Consider the following 18,860-nt stretch of genomic DNA (forward strand, 5'->3'; position numbering starts at 1 on the left):
GAAACTAGCCGTAGGCTGTACTTGAGTACGGCAAGGCAACGTTGACGCGGTTTGAAGAGATTTTCGAAGAGTTTCAAACATATGCAATGATTCCTGAAAGAGTACAGTTAGGAGAGGGTTATGCCGATTCGAATTGATAAAAAATTGCCAGCTGTTGAGATTTTACGGACAGAGAACATCTTTGTCATGGATGATCAGCGTGCGGCCCACCAAGATATTCGTCCCTTGAAAATTTTGATTTTAAACCTAATGCCCAAAAAAGTGGTCACAGAGACCCAGTTGTTGAGGCATTTAGCAAACACTCCTTTGCAATTGGACATAGACTTTCTCTATATGGAGAGTCACCGTTCCAAGACGACTCGTGCAGAGCATATGGAGACTTTTTATAAAACTTTTCCAGAAGTCAAGGATGAGTATTTTGATGGGATGATTATCACAGGTGCTCCAGTTGAGCATTTACCATTTGAGGAAGTAGACTATTGGGAGGAATTTAGTCAGGTGCTTGAGTGGTCTAAGACCCATGTCTATTCGACCCTTCATATCTGTTGGGGAGCTCAGGCTGGACTCTATCTTCGCTATGGAGTGGAAAAACACCAGATGGACAGTAAGTTATCGGGTATTTATCCTCAGGACACTTTAAAGGAAGGTCATCTTCTCTTTAGAGGATTTGACGATAGCTACGTATCACCTCATTCTCGGCATACGGAGATTTCTAAGGAAGAGGTCTTAAATAAAACCAATCTTGAGATTTTATCAGAGGGCCCGCAGGTTGGGGTTTCGATTTTGGCCAGTCGGGATTTACGAGAAATTTATAGTTTTGGGCATTTGGAGTATGACCGTGATACCTTGGCAAAAGAGTATTTTAGGGATCGTGATGCAGGTTTAGATCCACATATTCCAGAAAATTACTTTAAGGATGATGATGTCAACCAGACACCTTGTCTTTGTTGGTCTTCATCAGCAGCCCTCTTTTTCAGTAACTGGGTGAATTATGCGGTCTATCAGGAGACGCCTTTTGACTGGAGAAAAATAGAAGATGATGCATCTGCATTTGGGTATTTATAAGAGGAATTATGACATATTTAGACGCTTTTAAATCAGGGAACTTGGTTTTACCAAGTGCCCTGCTCTTGCATTTTAAGGAACTCTTTCCTTCCAGCGACGATTTTCTGGTCTGGCAATTTTTCTATTTGCAAAATACGACAGGTTTGGATGAAATGTCGCCAAGCCAGATTGCTGAAAGGATTGGTAAGGAAATTTCGGATGTCAATCAAGCCATTTCCAATCTGACGGAGAGGGGACTGCTTCAGTATCGAACCATCGAATTAAATGGTGAAATCGAATTGCTTTTTGATGCTAGTTTAGCTTTGGAACGTTTGGATGACTTGCTTGGAGTTGCCCATTCGAATTCAGATCAGTTGACACCTCAAAACCAGCTCAAGGATTTGGTGGAAACCTTCCAGCAGGAATTAGGACGCTTGTTGACCCCTTTTGAGATTGAGGATTTGACTAAGACACTAAAGGAAGATGGAACCAGTGCTGACTTGATCAAGGAAGCTCTTCGTGAAGCGGTTTTGAATGGCAAACCAAACTGGAAGTACATTCAGGCGATTTTGAGAAACTGGCGCCATGAAGGTATCAAGAGTGTGGCTCAAATCGAGGCTAAACGGGCAGAGAGAGAAGCGAACAATCCCAAACAAGTTCAGGTTTCGGCTGAATTTCTTGATGCCATGTATTTGTGGCGAGATTAGTCGCTTGAAAAATCTTGAAAATTAGAGTAAGGTTTGCAAGCTCCTTATAAATATGATAGAATAATAGTGAATAAAATGAAAAAAGAGGTATGTGAAATGTCACGTAAACCATTTATCGCTGGTAACTGGAAAATGAACAAAAATCCAGAAGAAGCTAAAGCATTTGTTGAAGCAGTTGCATCAAAACTTCCTTCATCAGATCTTGTTGAAGCAGGTATCGCAGCTCCAGCTCTTGATTTGACAACTGTTCTTGCTGCTGCAAAAGGCTCAAACCTTAAAGTTGCTGCTCAAAACTGCTACTTTGAAAATGCAGGTGCTTTCACTGGTGAAACAAGCCCACAAGTTTTGAAAGAAATCGGTACTGACTATGTTGTTATCGGTCACTCAGAACGCCGTGACTACTTCCATGAAACTGACGAAGATATCAACAAAAAAGCAAAAGCAATCTTTGCAAACGGTATGCTTCCAATCATCTGTTGTGGTGAGTCACTTGAAACTTACGAAGCTGGTAAAGCTGCTGAATTCGTAGGTGCTCAAGTATCTGCTGCATTGGCTGGATTGACTGCTGAACAAGTTGCTGCATCAGTTATCGCTTACGAGCCAATCTGGGCTATCGGTACTGGTAAATCAGCTTCACAAGACGACGCACAAAAAATGTGTAAAGTTGTTCGTGACGTTGTAGCTGCTGACTTTGGTCAAGAAGTTGCAGACAAAGTTCGTGTTCAATACGGTGGTTCTGTTAAACCTGAAAACGTTGCTTCATACATGGCTTGCCCAGACGTTGACGGTGCCCTTGTTGGTGGTGCGTCACTTGAAGCTGAAAGCTTCTTGGCATTGCTTGATTTTGTAAAATAATCTAAGTTATTCCAGACAGACAGTTAAAAGTACTAAGTGACTTTGACTGCCTGTCTTATTTTTGTTTGAAGCGTTTTTGTGAATTAGAAATTTTTTCCTACAGGAGCTAGTAAGACAACCTTGATCAATCTACTCATGCGTTTTTACGATGTTAGAGCAGGTTCTATCTTGGTTGACGGGTAGAATATTCGCAAATTGTCACGCCAAGAGTACCGCCGTCAGTTTGTTATGGTCTTGCAGGATGCTTGGCACTACGAAAGTATTATCAAAGAAAATCTCCATTTTTGAAATCTTGAAGCTAGTGACGAAGAAATAATGGAAGCTGCCAAAGTGGCTAATGTAGATCACTTTATTCGAACTCTTCCTGGTGGTTATAATATAGAGATGAATCAAGAGTCAAGAAATATTTCCCTCGGACACAAACAACTGTTGAGCATCGCGCGTGCTCTCCTAGACAATTCTAAAATTCTTATTTTGAATGAAGCGACTTCCTCTGTTGATACCCATTTGGAACTTTTAATTCAAAAAGCTATGAAACGCTTGATGAAAGGAAGAACTAGCTTTATCAGCGCTCACTGTCTCTCTACTATTCAAGAAGCAAATAAGATTCTCGTTCTTAAGGACGGACAGATTATTGAGCAGGGAAGTTACGAAAGCTCACTCCAAGCAAAAGGCTTCTATTATGAACTTTACCAAAGCCAATTTTCAAGTAAATCTGATAAAGTGAGCTAATCAGAACTAACTAAACTTTTCTTAAATTATCAGTCTATTGCAACTTTTCTCATGTGAGTCATTTGGCTTGCTATTGGTTTTCCTTAGTAGTATACTAAGAGAGTAAACACTAAGAAGTGATTACAAAAAATAATGAATGAGGTAAAATAAAATGGTAGAATTGAAAAAAGAAGCAGTAAAAGACGTAACATCATTAACAAAAGCAGCGCCAGTAGCATTGGCAAAAACAAAGGAAGTCTTGAACCAAGCTGTTGCTGATTTATACGTAGCCCACGTTGCCTTGCACCAAGTGCACTGGTACATGCGTGGTCGTGGTTTCCTTGTATGGCATCCAAAAATGGATGAGTATATGGAAGCTCTTGATGGCCAATTGGATGAAATCAGCGAACGCTTGATTACACTTGGTGGTAGCCCATTCTCTACATTGACAGAATTCCTTCAAAATAGTGAAATCGAAGAAGAAGCTGGTGAATACCGTAATGTTGAAGAAAGCTTGGAACGTGTGCTTGCTATCTACCGTTACTTGTCAGAACTCTTCCAAAAAGGTTTGGATGTCACTGATGAAGAGGGTGATGATGTGACAAACGGTATCTTCTCAGATGCTAAAACTGAAACTGATAAAACAATCTGGATGCTTGCCGCAGAACTTGGACAAGCACCAGGTTTGTAAGATAAATGCATCCCTTTCTATCATGAGTTTCTGTATCACTACTCATGATAAACTATCTTTTAAAAATCATGTAGCAGACAAAGTTACATGATTTTTTCTTTGCTTCTCCGGCGACTCATTTGTCAAAATGCTGATTTTAAGGTATAATAGTTGCTGTTCGAGAAATTTTGATTTTCAAAGAATAGTGAATGATGATAAGGAGAAACCATGAACAACCTACCAAATTGCCCAAAATGTAACTCAGAGTATGTCTACGAAGACGGTGCCCTACTGGTTTGCCCAGAGTGTGCTTATGAGTGGAATCCTGCTGAAGTTGCAGATGTAGAAGAGGGCCTTGTTGCTATCGATGCCAACGGAAATAAATTGGCTGACGGTGATACAGTCACTCTCATCAAGGACTTAAAAGTAAAAGGTGCGCCAAAAGATTTGAAACAAGGGACGCGCGTGAAAAATATTCGCATCGTAGAAGGCGACCACAATATCGATTGTAAAATTGATGGTTTTGGTGCCATGAAACTCAAATCTGAGTTTGTGAAGAAAATTTAAGCATGTCAAAGCACTACAAACTTGTATTTTATAGCCGTATCTTCTTGTTTCTAGCGGCTTTTACGGGAGTTTATCTTGAAATCGCCAAGCATGGTGGCTTTGGGATGCTTCTCTACTATACGGTTCTGTCCAACCTTTTAGTCGCGATTTTTACGCTCTATCTCCTAAAGGTTATGAGCCGTTTAGGTGAAGACTGGCAAAGACCAAGTCTTTTGCGCTTAAAAGGTGGAGTCACCATGAGTATCATGATTACCTGTGTGATTTACCATTTCCTCCTGGCGCCTATTGCGACTAATTTCTATACCCTAGAAAATTTCCTTTGCCACTATATCGTTCCCCTCTGGTTTTTAGCAGATACCCTCTTTTTTGACAAACAGGGTCAATACAAGATTTGGGATCCAGTTGTGTGGACGATTTTACCCTTGCTTTATATGATTTTTGCTCTTTTTAATGGCTTGGTACTGAAACTTGATGTTCCTAATTCTAAGGTCAGTCCCTTCCCTTACTTCTTTTTGAATGTGAACAAGGGGTGGGATGTCGTGTTCAAGTGGTGTCTGATTATCTTTGTTGCCTATATGGTGGCTGGATTTATCTTCTACTTTATCAAGCAAATCAAGAGAAAGTCATCCTAAGATACAAGGGATTCATTTTCGAGTTTAAGAAGGAGTCTGTACACCAAAGAGGCTTCTTCTTTTCTTGCTTGTTTGATAACTATCAAAAAAGTAGAAGATTGAGAGAAATATAGAAAGAAATTTCATGAAACAATTTTTAGAACGGGCCAGTATTTTGGCTCTCTCCCTCGTTTTGATTACATCCTTTTCCATCTCGAGTGCCCTGCCAGCCATGTTTGACTATTATCAAGGCTACCCTAAGGAACAAATTGAGCTCTTGGCGAGCTTGCCTTCCTTCGGGATCATGATTATGTTACTACTAAATGGCATCTTAGAAAAAATATTTCCTGAGCGATTACAGATTAGTTTGGGCTTGCTGATTTTATCACTGAGTGGAACAGCACCCTTTTGGTATCAAGCCTATCCCTTTGTCTTTGGAACACGGATTCTTTTTGGTTTGGGTGTAGGGATGATTAATGCCAAGGCCATTTCCATTATTAGTGAACGCTATCAAGGAAAAACGCGAATTCAGATGTTAGGGCTACGCGGTTCTGCAGAGGTTGTTGGGGCTTCTCTCATCACCTTGGCAGTCGGTCAGTTGTTGGTCTTTGGTTGGACAGCTACTTTCTTAGCTTATAGTGCTGGATTTTTGGTGTTGACCCTTTATTTGCTCTTTGTCCCTTATGGAAAAGAAAAGAAAGAAGTCAAGAAAAAAACAAAGGAAGCAAGTCGCTTAACTCGGGAAATGAAAGGTTTGATTTTTATCCTAGCTATAGAAGCGGCAGTTGTAGTTTGTACCAATACAGCTATTACCATCCGTATTCCAAGCTTGATGGTGGAAAGAGGACTTGGAGATGCCCAGTTATCTAGTTTTGTCCTTAGTGTCATGCAGTTGATCGGGATTGTGGCTGGTGTGAGTTTTTCTTTCTTGATTTCTATCTTTAAAGAGAAACTGCTCCTCTGGTCTGGTATTACCTTCGGCTTAGGGCAAATTGTGATTGCTTTATCTCCATCCTTGTGGGTGGTAGTGGCAGGAAGCATTCTTGCTGGTTTTGCCTACAGTGTAGCCTTGACGACAGTTTTTCAACTTGTCTCTGAAAGAATTCCAGCTAAACTCCTCAATCAAGCAACTTCATTTGCAGTTTTAGGCTGTAGTTTCGGAGCCTTTACGACACCATTCGTTCTAGGTGCGATTGGCTTACTAACTCACAATGGGATGTTGGTCTTTGCTATCTTAGGATCTTGGTTAATTGTAACCTCTATCTTTGTCATGTACCTACTTCAAAAGAGAGCTTAGGATTGGTTCCTAAGTTTTTCTTTTTAGGATTTTTGTACCCAGACAATATTTGTTTTAGGACCTTGCTTACAGACTAATTTCTTGATAAAATAGAAGTTATGACAAGATACAAAGCAACTATTTCCTATGATGGTTACGCCTTTGCTGGCTTTCAGCGCCAGCCCCATGCGCGTAGCGTTCAGGAAGAAATTGAAAAAACCTTGACGAGACTCAATAAAGGGAAAGCCATCGCTGTTCACGGTGCTGGTAGGACAGATAGTGGGGTTCATGCTTTGGGACAGGTTATTCATTTTGACCTGCCTTATCAGATGGATGAGGAGAAGCTCCGTTTTGCTCTTGACACCCAGTCCCCTGAAGATATTGATGTGGTTTCGATTGAGCTTGTGGCAGATGATTTTCATTGCCGTTATGCCAAGCACAGTAAGACCTATGAGTTTATCGTAGACAGGGGCCGTCCCAAAAATCCTATGCTTCGTCACTATGCCACCCACTTTCCTTATCCGCTTGATGTGGAACGAATGCAGGAGGCTGTCAAGAAATTAGAAGGGACCCATGATTTTACAGGTTTTACAGCCTCTGGGACCAGTGTAGAGGACAAGGTTCGCACCATCACAGAAGCTAGTTTAACAGTCGATGAGACAGGTCAGTTTTTGACTTTTACCTTTGCAGGAAATGGTTTCTTGTATAAGCAGATTCGCAATATGGTGGGGACACTGCTCAAAATCGGCAACAACCGTATGCCAGTGGAGCAGATTGACCTGATTTTGGAGAAGAAGGACAGGCAACTTGCTGGTCCAACGGCAGCACCTAATGGTTTGTATTTAAAGGAGATTCGTTATGAAGAATAATCGTATTTTAGCACTTTCTGGAAATGATATTTTTAGTGGTGGTGGTTTGTCAGCTGATTTGGCTACCTATACCTTAAACGGCTTGCATGGTTTTGTAGCTGTGACTTGTTTGACCGCCTTAACAGAAAAAGGCTTTGAGGTCTTTCCAACTGACGATACCATTTTTCAACATGAATTAGATAGCTTGCGTGATGTGGAGTTTGGGGGGATTAAGATTGGTCTTCTTCCTACTGTCAGTGTGGCTGAGAAGGCCTTGGACTTTATCAAACAACGTCCAGGAGTGCCTGTAGTATTGGATCCTGTCTTGGTCTGCAAGGAAACGCATGATGTAGCTGTCAGTGAACTCTGCCAAGAATTGATTCGCTTTTTCCCTTATGTCAGTGTGATCACGCCTAATCTTCCTGAAGCAGAATTATTGGTTGGTCAGGAAATTAAAACCTTGGAAGATATGAAAACGGCAGCGCAGAAATTGCATGACTTAGGAGCGCCAGCAGTCATTATCAAGGGAGGCAATCGCCTTAGTCAGGCCAAGGCTGTGGATGTCTTTTATGACGGACAAAACTTTACAGTACTAGAAAATCCTGTCATCCAAGGGCAAAATGCTGGTGCAGGTTGTACCTTTGCCTCTAGCATTGCCAGTCACTTGGTTAAAGGTTATGAACTTTTAGCAGCAGTAGAAAGCTCTAAGGCTTTCGTTTACCGTGCCATTGCACAAGCAGATCAGTATGGAGTAAGACAATATGAAGCAAACTAAAACAACTAAAATCGCCCTTGTATCCCTATTAACCGCCCTCTCTGTGGTTCTAGGTTATTTCTTAAAAATTCCAACACCGACAGGCATTCTAACTCTTTTAGATGCGGGTGTCTTCTTTACGGCCTTCTACTTTGGTAGTCGTGAAGGGGCTGTAGTAGGAGGACTAGCAGGTTTCTTGATTGACCTCTTATCAGGCTATCCTCAGTGGATGTTCTTTAGCTTGGTCAACCATGGCTTGCAGGGATTTTTCGCAGGATTTAAAGGAAAAACTCAGTGGTTAGGCCTTATCTTAGCAACGATTGCCATGGTAGGGGGTTACGCCTTAGGTTCTACTTTGATGAATGGCTGGGCTGCAGCCCTACCAGAAATTTTACCAAATTTCATGCAAAATATGGTAGGGATGATTGTAGGATTTATTCTTAGTCAAAGTATCAAGAAGATTAAGTAATACTCTTCGAAAATCTCTTCAAACCACGTCAGCTTCACCATGCCGTAGATATGGTTACTGACTTCATCAGTCTTATCTACAACCTCAAAACACTGTTTTGAGCAACCTGTGGCTAGCTTCCTAGTTTGCACTTTGATTTTCATTGAGTATAAAGAGGCTGAGTAAAAAGTCTTTCAAATAAGAAAAACGCATAGTATCAAGTGTTGAAAAACCTTGTACTATGCGTTTTATTGTGGGAAGATTTTTGAAGAATTTTAATCAAAATAAAGCAAGTCTTTACTGGTGCTTGTAAAGAGGTCAAAGCCGTCCTTGGTAACAACACCGCAGTCTTCAATACGAACACCGACTTTACCAGGGATATAGATACCTGGTTCAACAGAGAAGCACATGCCTTCTTCGATGACCATGTCGTTTCCTTCCATGATAGATGGGAATTCGTGGACATCCATACCGATACCATGACCGAGACGGTGGTTGAAGTACTCACCATAACCAGCTTTTTCGATGACCTCACGGGCAGCACGGTCCACTTCATGGGCAGTCACACCTGGTTTGATAAAGTCAAGAGCAGCTTGTTGGGCTTCAAGAGTCAAGTTGTAAATGTCTTTTTTGAATTGGTCTGGTTTACCAACAGCGACTGTACGAGTCATATCTGACGCATAGCCGTTGACTAGAACACCAAGGTCAAAGAGGAGAAGAGCATCATTTTCAACCTTATTAGCTGCTGGAATGCCGTGCGGATTTGCAGCATTATCACCAGTCAAGACCATGGTATCAAAACTCATTTCATAGCCTTCACGTTTCATGGCAAAGTCGATTTGGGCGATGATATCTGTCTCTGTCTTATCAAGAGAAATATTATCAAAACCAACCTTAACAGCCTTGTCCGCATAGAGACCTGCAACCATCATTTTTTGCACTTCGTCAGCTGATTTGATGAGGCGCATACGTTGGATACGAGGAGTGAGGTTTTCAAATTCAGCAGTTTCAAAGACTATTTTCAAGCCATGATATTTGGTCAAGATGAGATTGTCAAACTCAACAGCGACACGTTTGAAGTCAAGTTTTGGAAGAGCATGTTTCATTTTTTGCCATGGATTTTCAGAATCCACATAGCCCACAACTGGGAAGGAAACGGTGCTGCTTGCACGCTCAACCTCAAGAGCTGGGACAAAGAGGAGAGGTTCCTGATCTGCTAGGACAAAAAGGAACATTTGGCGTTCATGGGGATCACTGTAAAAGCCAGTGAGGTAATTGATTGTGACGGGGTCAGATACGACAGCGACGTCTAGTTTTTCTGATTCAAGATATGTTACGATTTGTTGTAATTTAGACATATGCTACCTTCTTTCTACCCCTCTATTTTGGCAAAAAATGAGAGAAAATGCAAGGGAGAAGGGTAAAAGAAAAGACAAAAAGAACTCCGACAAGATAACGGGGTTCTTTGATATAGTTTCACTTTGTTTAAGAAAAGTCAGCCTTGCTTTTGACGTCGCTGTATTCCTCAGCGATTTCTTGGCTGAGAATGTCCTCATAGGCAGGGAGTTGGATGTCCTGACCATATTTCTTCTTGAGGGCAGTAGTGACTAGGCGATAAGCTAGATTGGCATTACGAGATAGGATAGGCCCGTGGAAGTAGGAACCAAAGACATTCTTATAATGAACCCCTTCACCGACTTTTTCCTCGTTGTTTCCATTTCCATAGACAACCTGTCCCAGTGGTTTTTGATCATCTGAGAGGAAGGTGCGGCCCTGATGATTCTCAAATCCGTAGTAGGTTTCATTGAAATCTTCATTATGAATCTTGATGTCCCCGATAAAACGGTTATTGGTCTGGTTGAGCGTATAGTGGCCCATGACCCCTAGCCCTTCGATGCGTTTGCCTGAAGCTTCAACATAATATTGCCCCAATAGTTGGAAACCACCGCAGATAGCCAGAACCACACCGTCATTTTGGATGTAGTTGTCAATGCTCTCTTTTTTAGCAGGTAGGTCGTCCGCAATAATACTTTGTTCAAAGTCTTGACCGCCACCGAAAAAGGCAATGTCGTAGTGATTTTCATCAAAGTTATCATGGAGAGAAACGATGTCAACCGTCACATGGGCTCCCAGTTTTTCAGCCACATACTTAAGCATGAGGATGTTTCCATTGTCCCCATAGGTATTCATGAGATTTCCATAGAGGTGGGCAATGTTGAGCTGATAGGGGTAATTGCCAGCTTTTGAGGAAAGTGAAGTATAAACCATTAGTTCATCTCCTTTCTAACAATCTGACGACTAGCCAGCAGTTCGCGGAATTCCAGCATAGCAGTATAGGTAGCCAGAATATAAGCATGCTTGCAGTCTTGGTTCTCAATGGTCTTAAGAACTTGTTCCAGACTACTTGTTTCAGTGATTTTCTCAGCTGGATAGCCAGTTACTCGTAGACGACGTGCGATTTCAGAATGGCGAACACCGCCAGCGTTGATTTCAGGGATGTCCATCTCAGTGATTTGTTCAAAATCAGCATCCCAGATCCAGCTGGTATCAATCCCATCAGCATAGTTGGCATTAAGAAGGACAGATAGGCTAAATGGATAAGGTGCTAGTTTAATCATTTCGATAGCTTGAGTGGCACCGACTGGATTTTTAATCAAGACGAGCGTGCATTCCTTGTCACCGATATGGAAGGTTTCTTGGCGTCCAAAGACTGCACGGCTCTTATCAAATCCCTGCTTGATGAGTTGTGAATCTGCACCAAGGAAACGGGCAATGGCAACCGCTGCTAGGGCGTTGTAGATATTGTAGAGACCACCGATTTGAATACCGTATTCTTGTCCGTCAATGACAAAGCGAGAGCGATTGTTGGTCAACTCAACTAGTTCTGTCAAGCGATAGTCGAGATTAGGACGTTTACATCCGCAACTTTCACAGATATAGGCACCCAAATTTGCATAGGTATTGTGCTCATATTTGAGGATGCCTTGGCAGTCAGGACAGAGAATCCCTTCTGTATTATAGTGAGCCAGCTGGGCTGGTCCTTTCTCCAAGTCAAAACCAAAATACTCTACAGGATTTGGAATAGCTGGCTTGTAGAAAAGTGGACTGTCTCCATTAAGGAGAACAGTAGCCGTAGGCACCTTACGAATGGCATCCAAAATCATCTTGTAAGTTGTGTAAATCTCACCATAGCGGTCCATCTGGTCACGGAAGATATTCGTGATGACAAAAAGGCTTGGCTGGATATAGTCACAGATACGAGATAGACTGGCTTCATCGATTTCTAGAACGGCAATATTTTTCCCAGTTTTTGAAGATTTGGCTGTTAAGAAGGTTGTCGCAATCCCTGTAATCATGTTGGCACCGCTTGGGTTGGTCAGAACTTGACCATAAACCTCTTTTAAAATGCCGACAGTGAGGGCAGTTGTCAAGGTTTTTCCGTTGGTTCCAGTGACCACGACAATCTCGTAGTTCTTAGCTAGGTTTTGTAAAATATCTTTATCAAATTGAAGGGCGACTTTTCCTGGGAGCGTACTTCCACGGCCAAGACGGCTCAAAACGAAGTGGGAAGAACGCCCAGCAAGAAGGCCCAAGGTAGTTTTTAATTTCATGTTTCTATTATATCATAAAAGAGGGAAAAGACAGATTTGAGATTTCGCAGAAGTAAAAACAGCCCAAGGAGGGCTGTTCGATACGATTAAATCTCAACTTAAATCGCAAACAAGTCATTCAAGTTCTCAGCCAAGGTTGGGTGAGTGAAGATTTGTTTTGTGAAGTAAGTGTAAGGAATCTTGTTGTCCATAGCAACAGTGATGATGTTGATGATTTCTTGAGATCCTTCTGAGAAGATGCTTGCTCCAAGAATTTCTTTTGTTTCAGTATTAACAACAGCTTTGAAAGCTCCGCGAAGGTCTCCGTTTACGTGACCACGAGGCATTGCTGCAACAGGGATTTCCTTAACGGCGTATGGAAGTTTCAAATCAGCTGCTTGGTTTTCAGTCAAACCAACTTGTGAAAGTGCAGGTGTGATAAACATTGTGTTTGGTACATTGAGACGGTCTTCAAGAGTGTAGCTGCCATCTCCAGCAAGGTAGCTGTATACAACACGGAAGTCATCAAGTGAAATGTAAGTAAATTGAAGGCCACCGTTGACATCCCCAACTGCAAAGACACCAGGAACGTTTGTTTGACAATGTTTGTCTACTTTAATAGCACCACGTTCAGTTAGTTCAATATCTGTATTTTCAAGTTGAAGTGGTTCTACGTTTGGTTTACGTCCAGTTGCGTAAAGAAGGGCGTCGAAACGGTAAGTTTCGTTTTCAGTCACGACGAGCACTTGGTCACCGTCGTTTTTTATTTCAGTAGTACGGATGTTTTGAAGCAATTCAATACCGTCTTCTTCCATGTATTGTTTAGCAAGAGCTGCGATGGAAGGTTCTGCGCGAGGTAGGAAAGTATCCAAGGCATCTAGGACTGTAACCTTGCTTCCAAGTTTGTTGTAAAGGCCAGCAAATTCAAGACCGATATTTCCGCCACCAAGGACACCAAGTTTTTCAGGCAATTTGTCCAAGTTTTGGATACCTGTTGAGTCAAAGACGTTTTTGCTTGTAGCAAGTCCAGGGATTGGCAAGACGTTTGAAACAGCACCAGTGTTGATGACGATAGTTTCAGCAGTCAATTCTTGTTTTTCATCACCAGCTTGGATTTCGATGACTTTATTTGAAAGGAAGTGAGCTTCCGCATCAAAAATATCGACACCTGTACCAGAAACAGTTGCATAGTTTTTACCATTGAGGCGACCAGTGATAGTATTTTTTGTAGCAATCACTTCTTCAAAAGACAAGTCTTTCTCAGCAGCAACTAGCAAAGTTTTAGTTGGGATACAACCGATGTTGATACAAGTTCCACCGTACATAGCTTTGCTACGTTCAACGAGGGCAACTTTTTTGCCAGCTGAAGCCAATTTACCAGCTAGTGTTTTACCAGCTTTACCAAATCCGATAACGATTAAATCATAAGTTAACATTTATCTTCCTCCTATTCGAATTTCATTCTAGCACAAGAAAAAAACTTTTGCACAATTCTGCTACGCTTTAAAAAAGTTAATGAAATAGTGGAAATTTTAGCTTCATTTTCTAAGGAAAATCGTTTACGGTAAATTCCCAAACTAAGTTCCACTGCTAATCCAAGTGGAAGTTAGTCTGATAAAAATTCTAAAAACCAGTGGAAATCCGTGTCAGGGTAAGTTCCACTGGTTTTAATCATGCTTGATTTCATCGCTTCTGTAGCCAAAATGAATCGAAAAAAGAGCGCACAAAATCCCCTCATCTGAAAGCGTTTCAGATTAAGTTCCGCTATGGTGGAAGTTAGTGTGAGACGTTTGAATGGGGTTGAAGATTAGTTTTTAGAACTTATGTTGGAGTAATGTAGACGACTGGCAGACGTCTTCTGCAGGTATTTTAGAAATGCCGAGAAGTTTAGGAATTTCTTCTCCATAGGTAAAGGCAAAGAGTTCATAGGCTGACTTTCCATTCAAAGCAGCACGTTTGACACTGTTGACATGCGAACAGACGAGATTAATATCCTCTTGAGTTAAATTGTCAAAAGAAGTTCCTTTAGGTAGAATGTCGCGAATCAGCGTGTGATTTTTCTCAATTCTCCCTTTCTGGTCAGAGCGATTAGGATCACAAAAGAAGAGTTTACTCTCTCCTCGAACATCCATTTCGATGTCATCGACCCTGGCAAACTCTTCACCATTATCAGTCAGGATGACAGGAAAGAGTTGAAAGAAATCTTTATCCGCTTGGTGAAGAGTGTTCTTGATATCATAGAGATGTTTGGTAACCTCAAGGGCGGTTTTATTATCCAGTAGTCTAGCGAAGATAAAGTTACAGAAAGAGAGATTGAAGGTGAGTAGGACTTTACCTCCCATCCTGCCCATAACGGTGTCCATTTCCAGCCAAGAATTCAGTTGCTTAAGAGCCAAATAATTTAGGAAATCCTCATAGGAACGTCCTTTTTTAGATTCTTTAGGAATGGAAGGTAGCTTACTTTTCCGTCTTTCTTTGAATTTAACGGCTCTGGCTAGGTCAATAGGAGCGATAGATAGGTATCCTTTTCGGATGTGTCGATAGACAGTTGAGGAGCTGACATCAAGATTGTGAGTTTTGAGGATATGATAGATGTGTTGTCCCTTTTTAACACCATCAGAAATGATTTTGTCCATGTCCCAGAAGGTCTTGGAATTGAGGGGAGTTCCTTCACGAGCTTCGACAAGAGTTTGTTCGTACTGCTTTTGAGCTTGTTTAGCGAGGTAGAAGATTTTTTTAAATCCACAATTTTGTCTTCTTTTAGGGCATCCATTACAGACAAAGGGAGCCTTATTGAGTAGAGGACAAGGAAGCTTATCGCATGTAGACTCTCGGACTTGTCTGTTTCGTTTGACTTCTTTGGAAACAGTGGTCGGGTCTTTTAGAATGGATTGTCCGATAGCTTTGAAGGTTTCACCTCGCTCTAAGCCTAATTGGATATCATTACGGTCTGAAAGGGTAAGGTGTTTATGTTTTGTCATAGTAGACCTCATTTCTAACTCAAATGTCTCACACTTAATTCCACCATAAAAATCCGTTTTAGACTAATTTCCACTTTGGTCAGGTGAGTGGAAGTTACTTTGAGAAGTTACCGAAAATCGTTTACATGAGTTTATCGATGGATTGGGCTATCTTTTGCTCTGTTCTTGTGTTATACTAGATAGGTTGCAAAGAAAACAGTACTTTTCTTTTGTGGAAAAGAAGCAACACGATTTTGTATCCAGTATATGAAAATACGTCATAAAAAGAAAAGTATAAACTAAGCCCTATAGGGTGGCTTCGCACCACCTTTAGAAAGAAGAATAACGTGAAATTTAATGAATTAAACTTGTCTGCTGATTTGCTAGCAGAGATTGAAAAAGCTGGTTTTGTAGAAGCCAGTCCGATCCAAGAACAAACTATTCCTTTGGCCCTTGAAGGTAAGGACGTTATCGGTCAAGCTCAGACTGGTACAGGAAAAACTGCAGCCTTTGGCTTGCCTACTCTTGAAAAAATTCGTACAGAAGAAGCGACCATTCAAGCCTTGGTCATCGCTCCAACTCGTGAACTCGCTGTCCAAAGTCAAGAAGAACTCTTCCGCTTTGGTCGCAGTAAGGGAGTCAAGGTTCGCTCAGTATATGGTGGATCAAGCATTGAAAAACAAATTAAGGCTCTTAAATCTGGTGCCCATATCGTGGTGGGAACACCTGGTCGCCTTTTGGACTTGATTAAACGCAAGGCCTTGAAATTACAAGATATTGAAACTCTTATTCTTGACGAAGCGGATGAAATGCTCAACATGGGCTTCCTTGAAGATATCGAAGCTATCATTTCTCGTGTCCCTGAAAACCGTCAAACCTTACTTTTCTCAGCAACTATGCCAGATGCCATCAAACGTATCGGTGTTCAGTTTATGAAAGAACCTGAGCATGTGAAGATTGCGGCTAAGGAATTGACAACAGAATTGGTTGACCAATACTATATCCGAGTTAAAGAGCAAGAAAAATTTGATACCATGACTCGTCTCATGGATGTGGAACAACCAGAACTTGCTATCGTATTTGGTCGTACAAAACGTCGTGTAGATGAATTGACTCGTGGTTTGAAAATCCGTGGCTTCCGTGCAGAAGGAATTCATGGTGATTTGGACCAAAACAAACGTCTTCGTGTCCTTCGTGATTTTAAAAACGGTAATCTGGATGTTCTAGTTGCGACGGACGTTGCAGCGCGTGGCTTGGATATTTCAGGTGTGACCCATGTCTATAACTACGATATTCCACAAGATCCTGAAAGTTATGTTCACCGTATCGGTCGTACAGGTCGTGCTGGTAAGTCAGGTCAGTCTATTACTTTCGTATCACCAAATGAAATGGGCTACCTCCAAATCATTGAAAACTTGACTAAGAAACGCATGAAAGGTCTCAAACCTGCAAGTGCAGAAGAAGCCTTCCAAGCAAAAAAACACGTAGCTCTCAAGAAAATTGAACGTGATTTTGCAGATGAGACTATCCGTGCCAACTTTGAGAAATTTGGTAAGGATGCTCGTAAGCTAGCTACCGAATTTACTCCAGAAGAATTGGCAATGTATATCTTGAGTCTGACTGTTCAAGACCCAGATAGTCTTCCTGAAGTGGAGATTGCACGTGAAAAACCACTGCCATTTAAACCATCAGGTAATGGCTTCGGTGGTAAAGCTAAGGGAGGTCGTGGAGGCCGTCGTGGGGACGACCGTCGAGACCGTGATCGCCGTGGCAATGGTCGTCGTGATGATTTCAAAAAAGGAAGTCGTGGCAATGATCGTTTTGATAAGGAAAAACGTTACCGTAAGGATAATAAAAAACCACGCAATACTTCAAGTGAAAAGCAAACAGGCTTTGTGATTCGTAACAAGGGCGATAAATAAGAAAAAGCGGTTCAAAATGAATCGCTTTTTTATATAAGGAGACCGAATGGAAAAGAAAGATAAATAAAATAGATATATTATCTTCTTGTAATATTATAATACACAAAAATAGGGGGCTTGTCAATAGAAAAGAAGCAATTTAATTAAAAATATTCTTGTTTTTTTTAATTGCAATTAAATAAGCAATTTTCAGATAATAATTGAAAATTCAAGCTGTTTATGTTATAATGATAGCGATTAAATTCGAGGTGAAAAATGGCACATTTATTAGAAAAAACTAGAAAAATTACTTCTATCCTGAAGCGTTCAGACGAGCAGTTGCAGGAAGAACTTCCCTACAATGCGATTACCCGTCAATTGGCAGATATTATTGACTGTAACGCCTGTATCGTTAATAGCAAGGGACGTCTCCTTGGCTATTTTATGCGTTACAAAACCAATACAGATCGTGTAGAGCAGTTCTTCCAAACTAAGATTTTCCCAGATGACTACATTCAAGGTGCGAACATGATTTACGATACAGAAGCCAATCTGACAGTTGATCATGATTTGAGTATTTTCCCTGTAGAGAGTCGTTCGGATTTTCCAGATGGTTTGACGACCATTGCACCGATTCATGTATCAGGGATTCGCCTTGGTTCTTTGATTATTTGGCGCAATGATAAAAAATTCGAAGACGAGGACTTGATTCTTGTTGAGATTGCGAGTACCGTTGTTGGGATTCAACTTCTTAATTTCCAACGTGAAGAAGATGAGAAAAATATTCGCCGCCGTACTGCTGTTACCATGGCGGTTAATACCCTTTCTTATTCCGAACTCCGTGCTGTTTCAGCAATTTTAGGGGAATTAAATGGAAATGAAGGGCAGTTGACTGCGTCTGTGATTGCAGACCGTATAGGAATCACCCGTTCTGTGATTGTCAATGCCCTTCGTAAACTTGAGTCTGCAGGGATTATTGAAAGTCGCTCACTTGGAATGAAGGGAACCTATCTTAAGGTCTTGATTTCAGATATTTTTGAGGAAGTGAAGAAAAGAGATTACTAATGACTAAGGCTTTAATTTCGATTGACTATACAGAAGATTTTGTTGCTGATAGTGGGAAGCTGACAGCAGGTGCTCCAGCTCAGGCTATTTCGGAAGCTATTAGCAAGGTGACTCGATTAGCTTTTGAACGCGGAGATTATATCTTCTTTACCATCGATGCTCACGAAGAAAACGATTGTTTCCATCCAGAAAGCAAGCTATTTCCTCCTCATAATTTGATTGGGACTAGTGGACGGAATTTATACGGAGATTTGGGGGCCTTTTATCAAGAGCATGGTTCAGACAGTCGTGTCTTTTGGATGGATAAACGCCATTACTCAGCTTTTTCAGGGACTGACCTGGATATCCGTTTGAGAGAGCGTCGAATTTCTACCGTTATCTTAACGGGTGTCTTGACGGATATCTGTGTCCTGCATACAGCTATAGATGCCTATAATCTAGGATATGACATCGAGATTGTTAAACCAGCTGTTGCTTCCATCTGGCCTGAAAATCATCAATTTGCCCTAGGTCATTTCAAAAATACACTCGGAGCTAAGTTAGTAGATGAAAAGCTAAATGAAATTTCAGAGTAATTTATTTGATGAAATGAAAAAAATTGAAAAAAGTGTTGACAAGCATCCTAAAAGTTGATATACTAGTAAAGTAATCGACGCGGGGATGGCGGAATTGGCAGACGCGCAGGACTAAGGATCCTGTGACCGCTTTAGGTCGTGAGGGTTCAAGTCCCTCTCTCCGCATAGGATAAGAGTTAGCTTAGGCTAGCTCTTTTTTCATCTAATTAAAGTAGAGCAAAAAATTTTTGCTCTTTTTTTGTATTTCATAAACATTTCATATTTGGATTTTATAATAG

The 18,860-nt window shown here is 41.2% G+C and carries 18 protein-coding genes, 1 tRNA gene and 1 pseudogene; 15 read left to right on the top strand and 5 right to left on the bottom strand.

Features of this window, described 5'->3' with window-relative positions; translation table 11 throughout:
* Window positions 1-120: 120 nt before the first annotated feature.
* The 11 genes and pseudogenes from metA to DXN33_RS08095 all read left to right on the top strand — a co-directional run bounded on the left by metA (window position 121) and on the right by DXN33_RS08095 (window position 8,512).
* Window positions 121-1,065: a homoserine O-succinyltransferase gene (gene metA / locus DXN33_RS08040; protein WP_049510673.1), complete on the top strand. Its 945-nt coding sequence runs from the start codon at window positions 121-123 to the stop codon at window positions 1,063-1,065.
* An 8-nt stretch (window positions 1,066-1,073) separates the two neighbouring features.
* Window positions 1,074-1,751, top strand: a complete 678-nt coding sequence (locus DXN33_RS08045) for a DnaD domain-containing protein (RefSeq protein ID WP_115904812.1) — start codon at window positions 1,074-1,076, stop codon at window positions 1,749-1,751.
* 96 nt (window positions 1,752-1,847) lie between these two features.
* A complete protein-coding gene (gene tpiA, locus DXN33_RS08050) occupies window positions 1,848-2,606 on the top strand; it encodes a triose-phosphate isomerase (RefSeq protein ID WP_000087893.1) in 759 nt (252 codons plus the stop codon).
* 96 nt (window positions 2,607-2,702) lie between these two features.
* Window positions 2,703-3,338, top strand: a pseudogene (locus DXN33_RS08055) (ABC transporter ATP-binding protein); the annotation flags it as partial.
* Window positions 3,339-3,489: 151 nt separating this feature from the next.
* Window positions 3,490-4,008, top strand: coding sequence for a DNA starvation/stationary phase protection protein (locus DXN33_RS08060; RefSeq protein WP_004237560.1), 519 nt, complete (start codon window positions 3,490-3,492; stop codon window positions 4,006-4,008).
* A gap of 207 nt (window positions 4,009-4,215) precedes the next feature.
* Window positions 4,216-4,554 carry a zinc ribbon domain-containing protein YjdM gene (locus DXN33_RS08070; protein WP_001061596.1) on the top strand — a complete coding sequence of 113 codons (339 nt, stop codon included), beginning with the start codon at window positions 4,216-4,218 and terminating at the stop codon, window positions 4,552-4,554.
* Window positions 4,555-4,556: 2 nt separating this feature from the next.
* Window positions 4,557-5,186, top strand: coding sequence for a Pr6Pr family membrane protein (locus tag DXN33_RS08075; RefSeq protein ID WP_049492375.1), 630 nt, complete (start codon window positions 4,557-4,559; stop codon window positions 5,184-5,186).
* Window positions 5,187-5,310: 124 nt separating this feature from the next.
* Complete coding sequence (locus DXN33_RS08080; RefSeq protein WP_115904813.1) at window positions 5,311-6,462, top strand: MFS transporter; 1,152 nt, start codon at window positions 5,311-5,313, stop codon at window positions 6,460-6,462.
* Between the two features lie 98 nt (window positions 6,463-6,560).
* On the top strand, window positions 6,561-7,310 hold the full coding sequence (truA, locus tag DXN33_RS08085; RefSeq protein ID WP_115904814.1) for a tRNA pseudouridine(38-40) synthase TruA: 750 nt from the start codon (window positions 6,561-6,563) through the stop codon (window positions 7,308-7,310).
* Entirely contained in the window at window positions 7,300-8,064 is a 765-nt protein-coding gene (locus tag DXN33_RS08090) for a bifunctional hydroxymethylpyrimidine kinase/phosphomethylpyrimidine kinase (RefSeq protein WP_115904815.1), read from the top strand. The genes truA and DXN33_RS08090 overlap by 11 nt, the downstream gene beginning before the upstream one ends.
* Window positions 8,051-8,512 carry an ECF transporter S component gene (locus tag DXN33_RS08095; RefSeq protein WP_000814989.1) on the top strand — a complete coding sequence of 154 codons (462 nt, stop codon included), beginning with the start codon at window positions 8,051-8,053 and terminating at the stop codon, window positions 8,510-8,512. The genes DXN33_RS08090 and DXN33_RS08095 overlap by 14 nt, the downstream gene beginning before the upstream one ends.
* Window positions 8,513-8,766: 254 nt before the next feature.
* Here DXN33_RS08095 and DXN33_RS08100 read toward each other — a convergent pair whose 3' ends face one another.
* The 5 genes from DXN33_RS08100 to DXN33_RS08120 form a co-directional block, all read right to left on the bottom strand.
* On the bottom strand, window positions 8,767-9,849 hold the full coding sequence (locus tag DXN33_RS08100; protein ID WP_115904816.1) for a Xaa-Pro peptidase family protein: 1,083 nt from the start codon (window positions 9,847-9,849) through the stop codon (window positions 8,767-8,769).
* A 127-nt stretch (window positions 9,850-9,976) separates the two neighbouring features.
* Window positions 9,977-10,759, bottom strand: coding sequence for a lipid II isoglutaminyl synthase subunit GatD (gatD, locus tag DXN33_RS08105; protein WP_000263178.1), 783 nt, complete (start codon window positions 10,757-10,759; stop codon window positions 9,977-9,979).
* The gene (gene murT / locus DXN33_RS08110) at window positions 10,759-12,102 is read right to left on the bottom strand and encodes a lipid II isoglutaminyl synthase subunit MurT (protein ID WP_115904817.1); all 1,344 of its coding nucleotides are present in this window, start codon (window positions 12,100-12,102) and stop codon (window positions 10,759-10,761) included. Before murT ends, gatD begins: the two co-directional genes overlap by 1 nt.
* Before the next feature lie 98 nt (window positions 12,103-12,200).
* Entirely contained in the window at window positions 12,201-13,517 is a 1,317-nt protein-coding gene (locus tag DXN33_RS08115) for an FAD-containing oxidoreductase (RefSeq protein WP_115904818.1), read from the bottom strand.
* A gap of 378 nt (window positions 13,518-13,895) precedes the next feature.
* Window positions 13,896-15,062, bottom strand: a complete 1,167-nt coding sequence (locus DXN33_RS08120; protein ID WP_115904644.1) for an IS30 family transposase — start codon at window positions 15,060-15,062, stop codon at window positions 13,896-13,898.
* A 326-nt stretch (window positions 15,063-15,388) separates the two neighbouring features.
* Here DXN33_RS08120 and DXN33_RS08125 point away from each other — a divergent pair, with 326 nt between their 5' ends.
* From DXN33_RS08125 to DXN33_RS08140, 4 genes are all read left to right on the top strand, one after another.
* Complete coding sequence (locus tag DXN33_RS08125) at window positions 15,389-16,963, top strand: DEAD/DEAH box helicase (protein ID WP_115904819.1); 1,575 nt, start codon at window positions 15,389-15,391, stop codon at window positions 16,961-16,963.
* A gap of 255 nt (window positions 16,964-17,218) precedes the next feature.
* The gene (gene codY / locus DXN33_RS08130; RefSeq protein WP_115904820.1) at window positions 17,219-18,007 is read left to right on the top strand and encodes a GTP-sensing pleiotropic transcriptional regulator CodY; all 789 of its coding nucleotides are present in this window, start codon (window positions 17,219-17,221) and stop codon (window positions 18,005-18,007) included.
* Window positions 18,007-18,582 carry a cysteine hydrolase family protein gene (locus DXN33_RS08135; protein WP_115904821.1) on the top strand — a complete coding sequence of 192 codons (576 nt, stop codon included), beginning with the start codon at window positions 18,007-18,009 and terminating at the stop codon, window positions 18,580-18,582. The genes codY and DXN33_RS08135 overlap by 1 nt, the downstream gene beginning before the upstream one ends.
* A 79-nt stretch (window positions 18,583-18,661) precedes the next feature.
* Window positions 18,662-18,747 (top strand) — tRNA-Leu (locus DXN33_RS08140).
* Window positions 18,748-18,860 lie beyond the last annotated feature (113 nt).

It is taken from the genome of Streptococcus sp. NM (genome assembly GCF_003390135.1).
Lineage (GTDB): Bacteria > Bacillota > Bacilli > Lactobacillales > Streptococcaceae > Streptococcus.

Excerpts from the sequence above, each read along its gene's own strand:
- DXN33_RS08100 (WP_115904816.1), bottom strand. The coding sequence starts at position 9,849 with ATGTCTAAATTACAACAAATCGTAACATATCTTGAATCAGAAAAACTA.
- DXN33_RS08045 (WP_115904812.1), top strand. The coding sequence starts at position 1,074 with ATGACATATTTAGACGCTTTTAAATCAGGGAACTTGGTTTTACCAAGT.
- DXN33_RS08120 (WP_115904644.1), bottom strand. The coding sequence starts at position 15,062 with ATGACAAAACATAAACACCTTACCCTTTCAGACCGTAATGATATCCAA.
- murT (WP_115904817.1), bottom strand. The coding sequence starts at position 12,102 with ATGAAATTAAAAACTACCTTGGGCCTTCTTGCTGGGCGTTCTTCCCAC.
- DXN33_RS08075 (WP_049492375.1), top strand. The coding sequence starts at position 4,557 with ATGTCAAAGCACTACAAACTTGTATTTTATAGCCGTATCTTCTTGTTT.
- DXN33_RS08060 (WP_004237560.1), top strand. The coding sequence starts at position 3,490 with ATGGTAGAATTGAAAAAAGAAGCAGTAAAAGACGTAACATCATTAACA.
- truA (WP_115904814.1), top strand. The coding sequence starts at position 6,561 with ATGACAAGATACAAAGCAACTATTTCCTATGATGGTTACGCCTTTGCT.
- DXN33_RS08095 (WP_000814989.1), top strand. The coding sequence starts at position 8,051 with ATGAAGCAAACTAAAACAACTAAAATCGCCCTTGTATCCCTATTAACC.
- DXN33_RS08135 (WP_115904821.1), top strand. The coding sequence starts at position 18,007 with ATGACTAAGGCTTTAATTTCGATTGACTATACAGAAGATTTTGTTGCT.
- DXN33_RS08090 (WP_115904815.1), top strand. The coding sequence starts at position 7,300 with ATGAAGAATAATCGTATTTTAGCACTTTCTGGAAATGATATTTTTAGT.
- DXN33_RS08070 (WP_001061596.1), top strand. The coding sequence starts at position 4,216 with ATGAACAACCTACCAAATTGCCCAAAATGTAACTCAGAGTATGTCTAC.
- tpiA (WP_000087893.1), top strand. The coding sequence starts at position 1,848 with ATGTCACGTAAACCATTTATCGCTGGTAACTGGAAAATGAACAAAAAT.
- DXN33_RS08115 (WP_115904818.1), bottom strand. The coding sequence starts at position 13,517 with ATGTTAACTTATGATTTAATCGTTATCGGATTTGGTAAAGCTGGTAAA.
- codY (WP_115904820.1), top strand. The coding sequence starts at position 17,219 with ATGGCACATTTATTAGAAAAAACTAGAAAAATTACTTCTATCCTGAAG.
- gatD (WP_000263178.1), bottom strand. The coding sequence starts at position 10,759 with ATGGTTTATACTTCACTTTCCTCAAAAGCTGGCAATTACCCCTATCAG.
- metA (WP_049510673.1), top strand. The coding sequence starts at position 121 with ATGCCGATTCGAATTGATAAAAAATTGCCAGCTGTTGAGATTTTACGG.
- DXN33_RS08080 (WP_115904813.1), top strand. The coding sequence starts at position 5,311 with ATGAAACAATTTTTAGAACGGGCCAGTATTTTGGCTCTCTCCCTCGTT.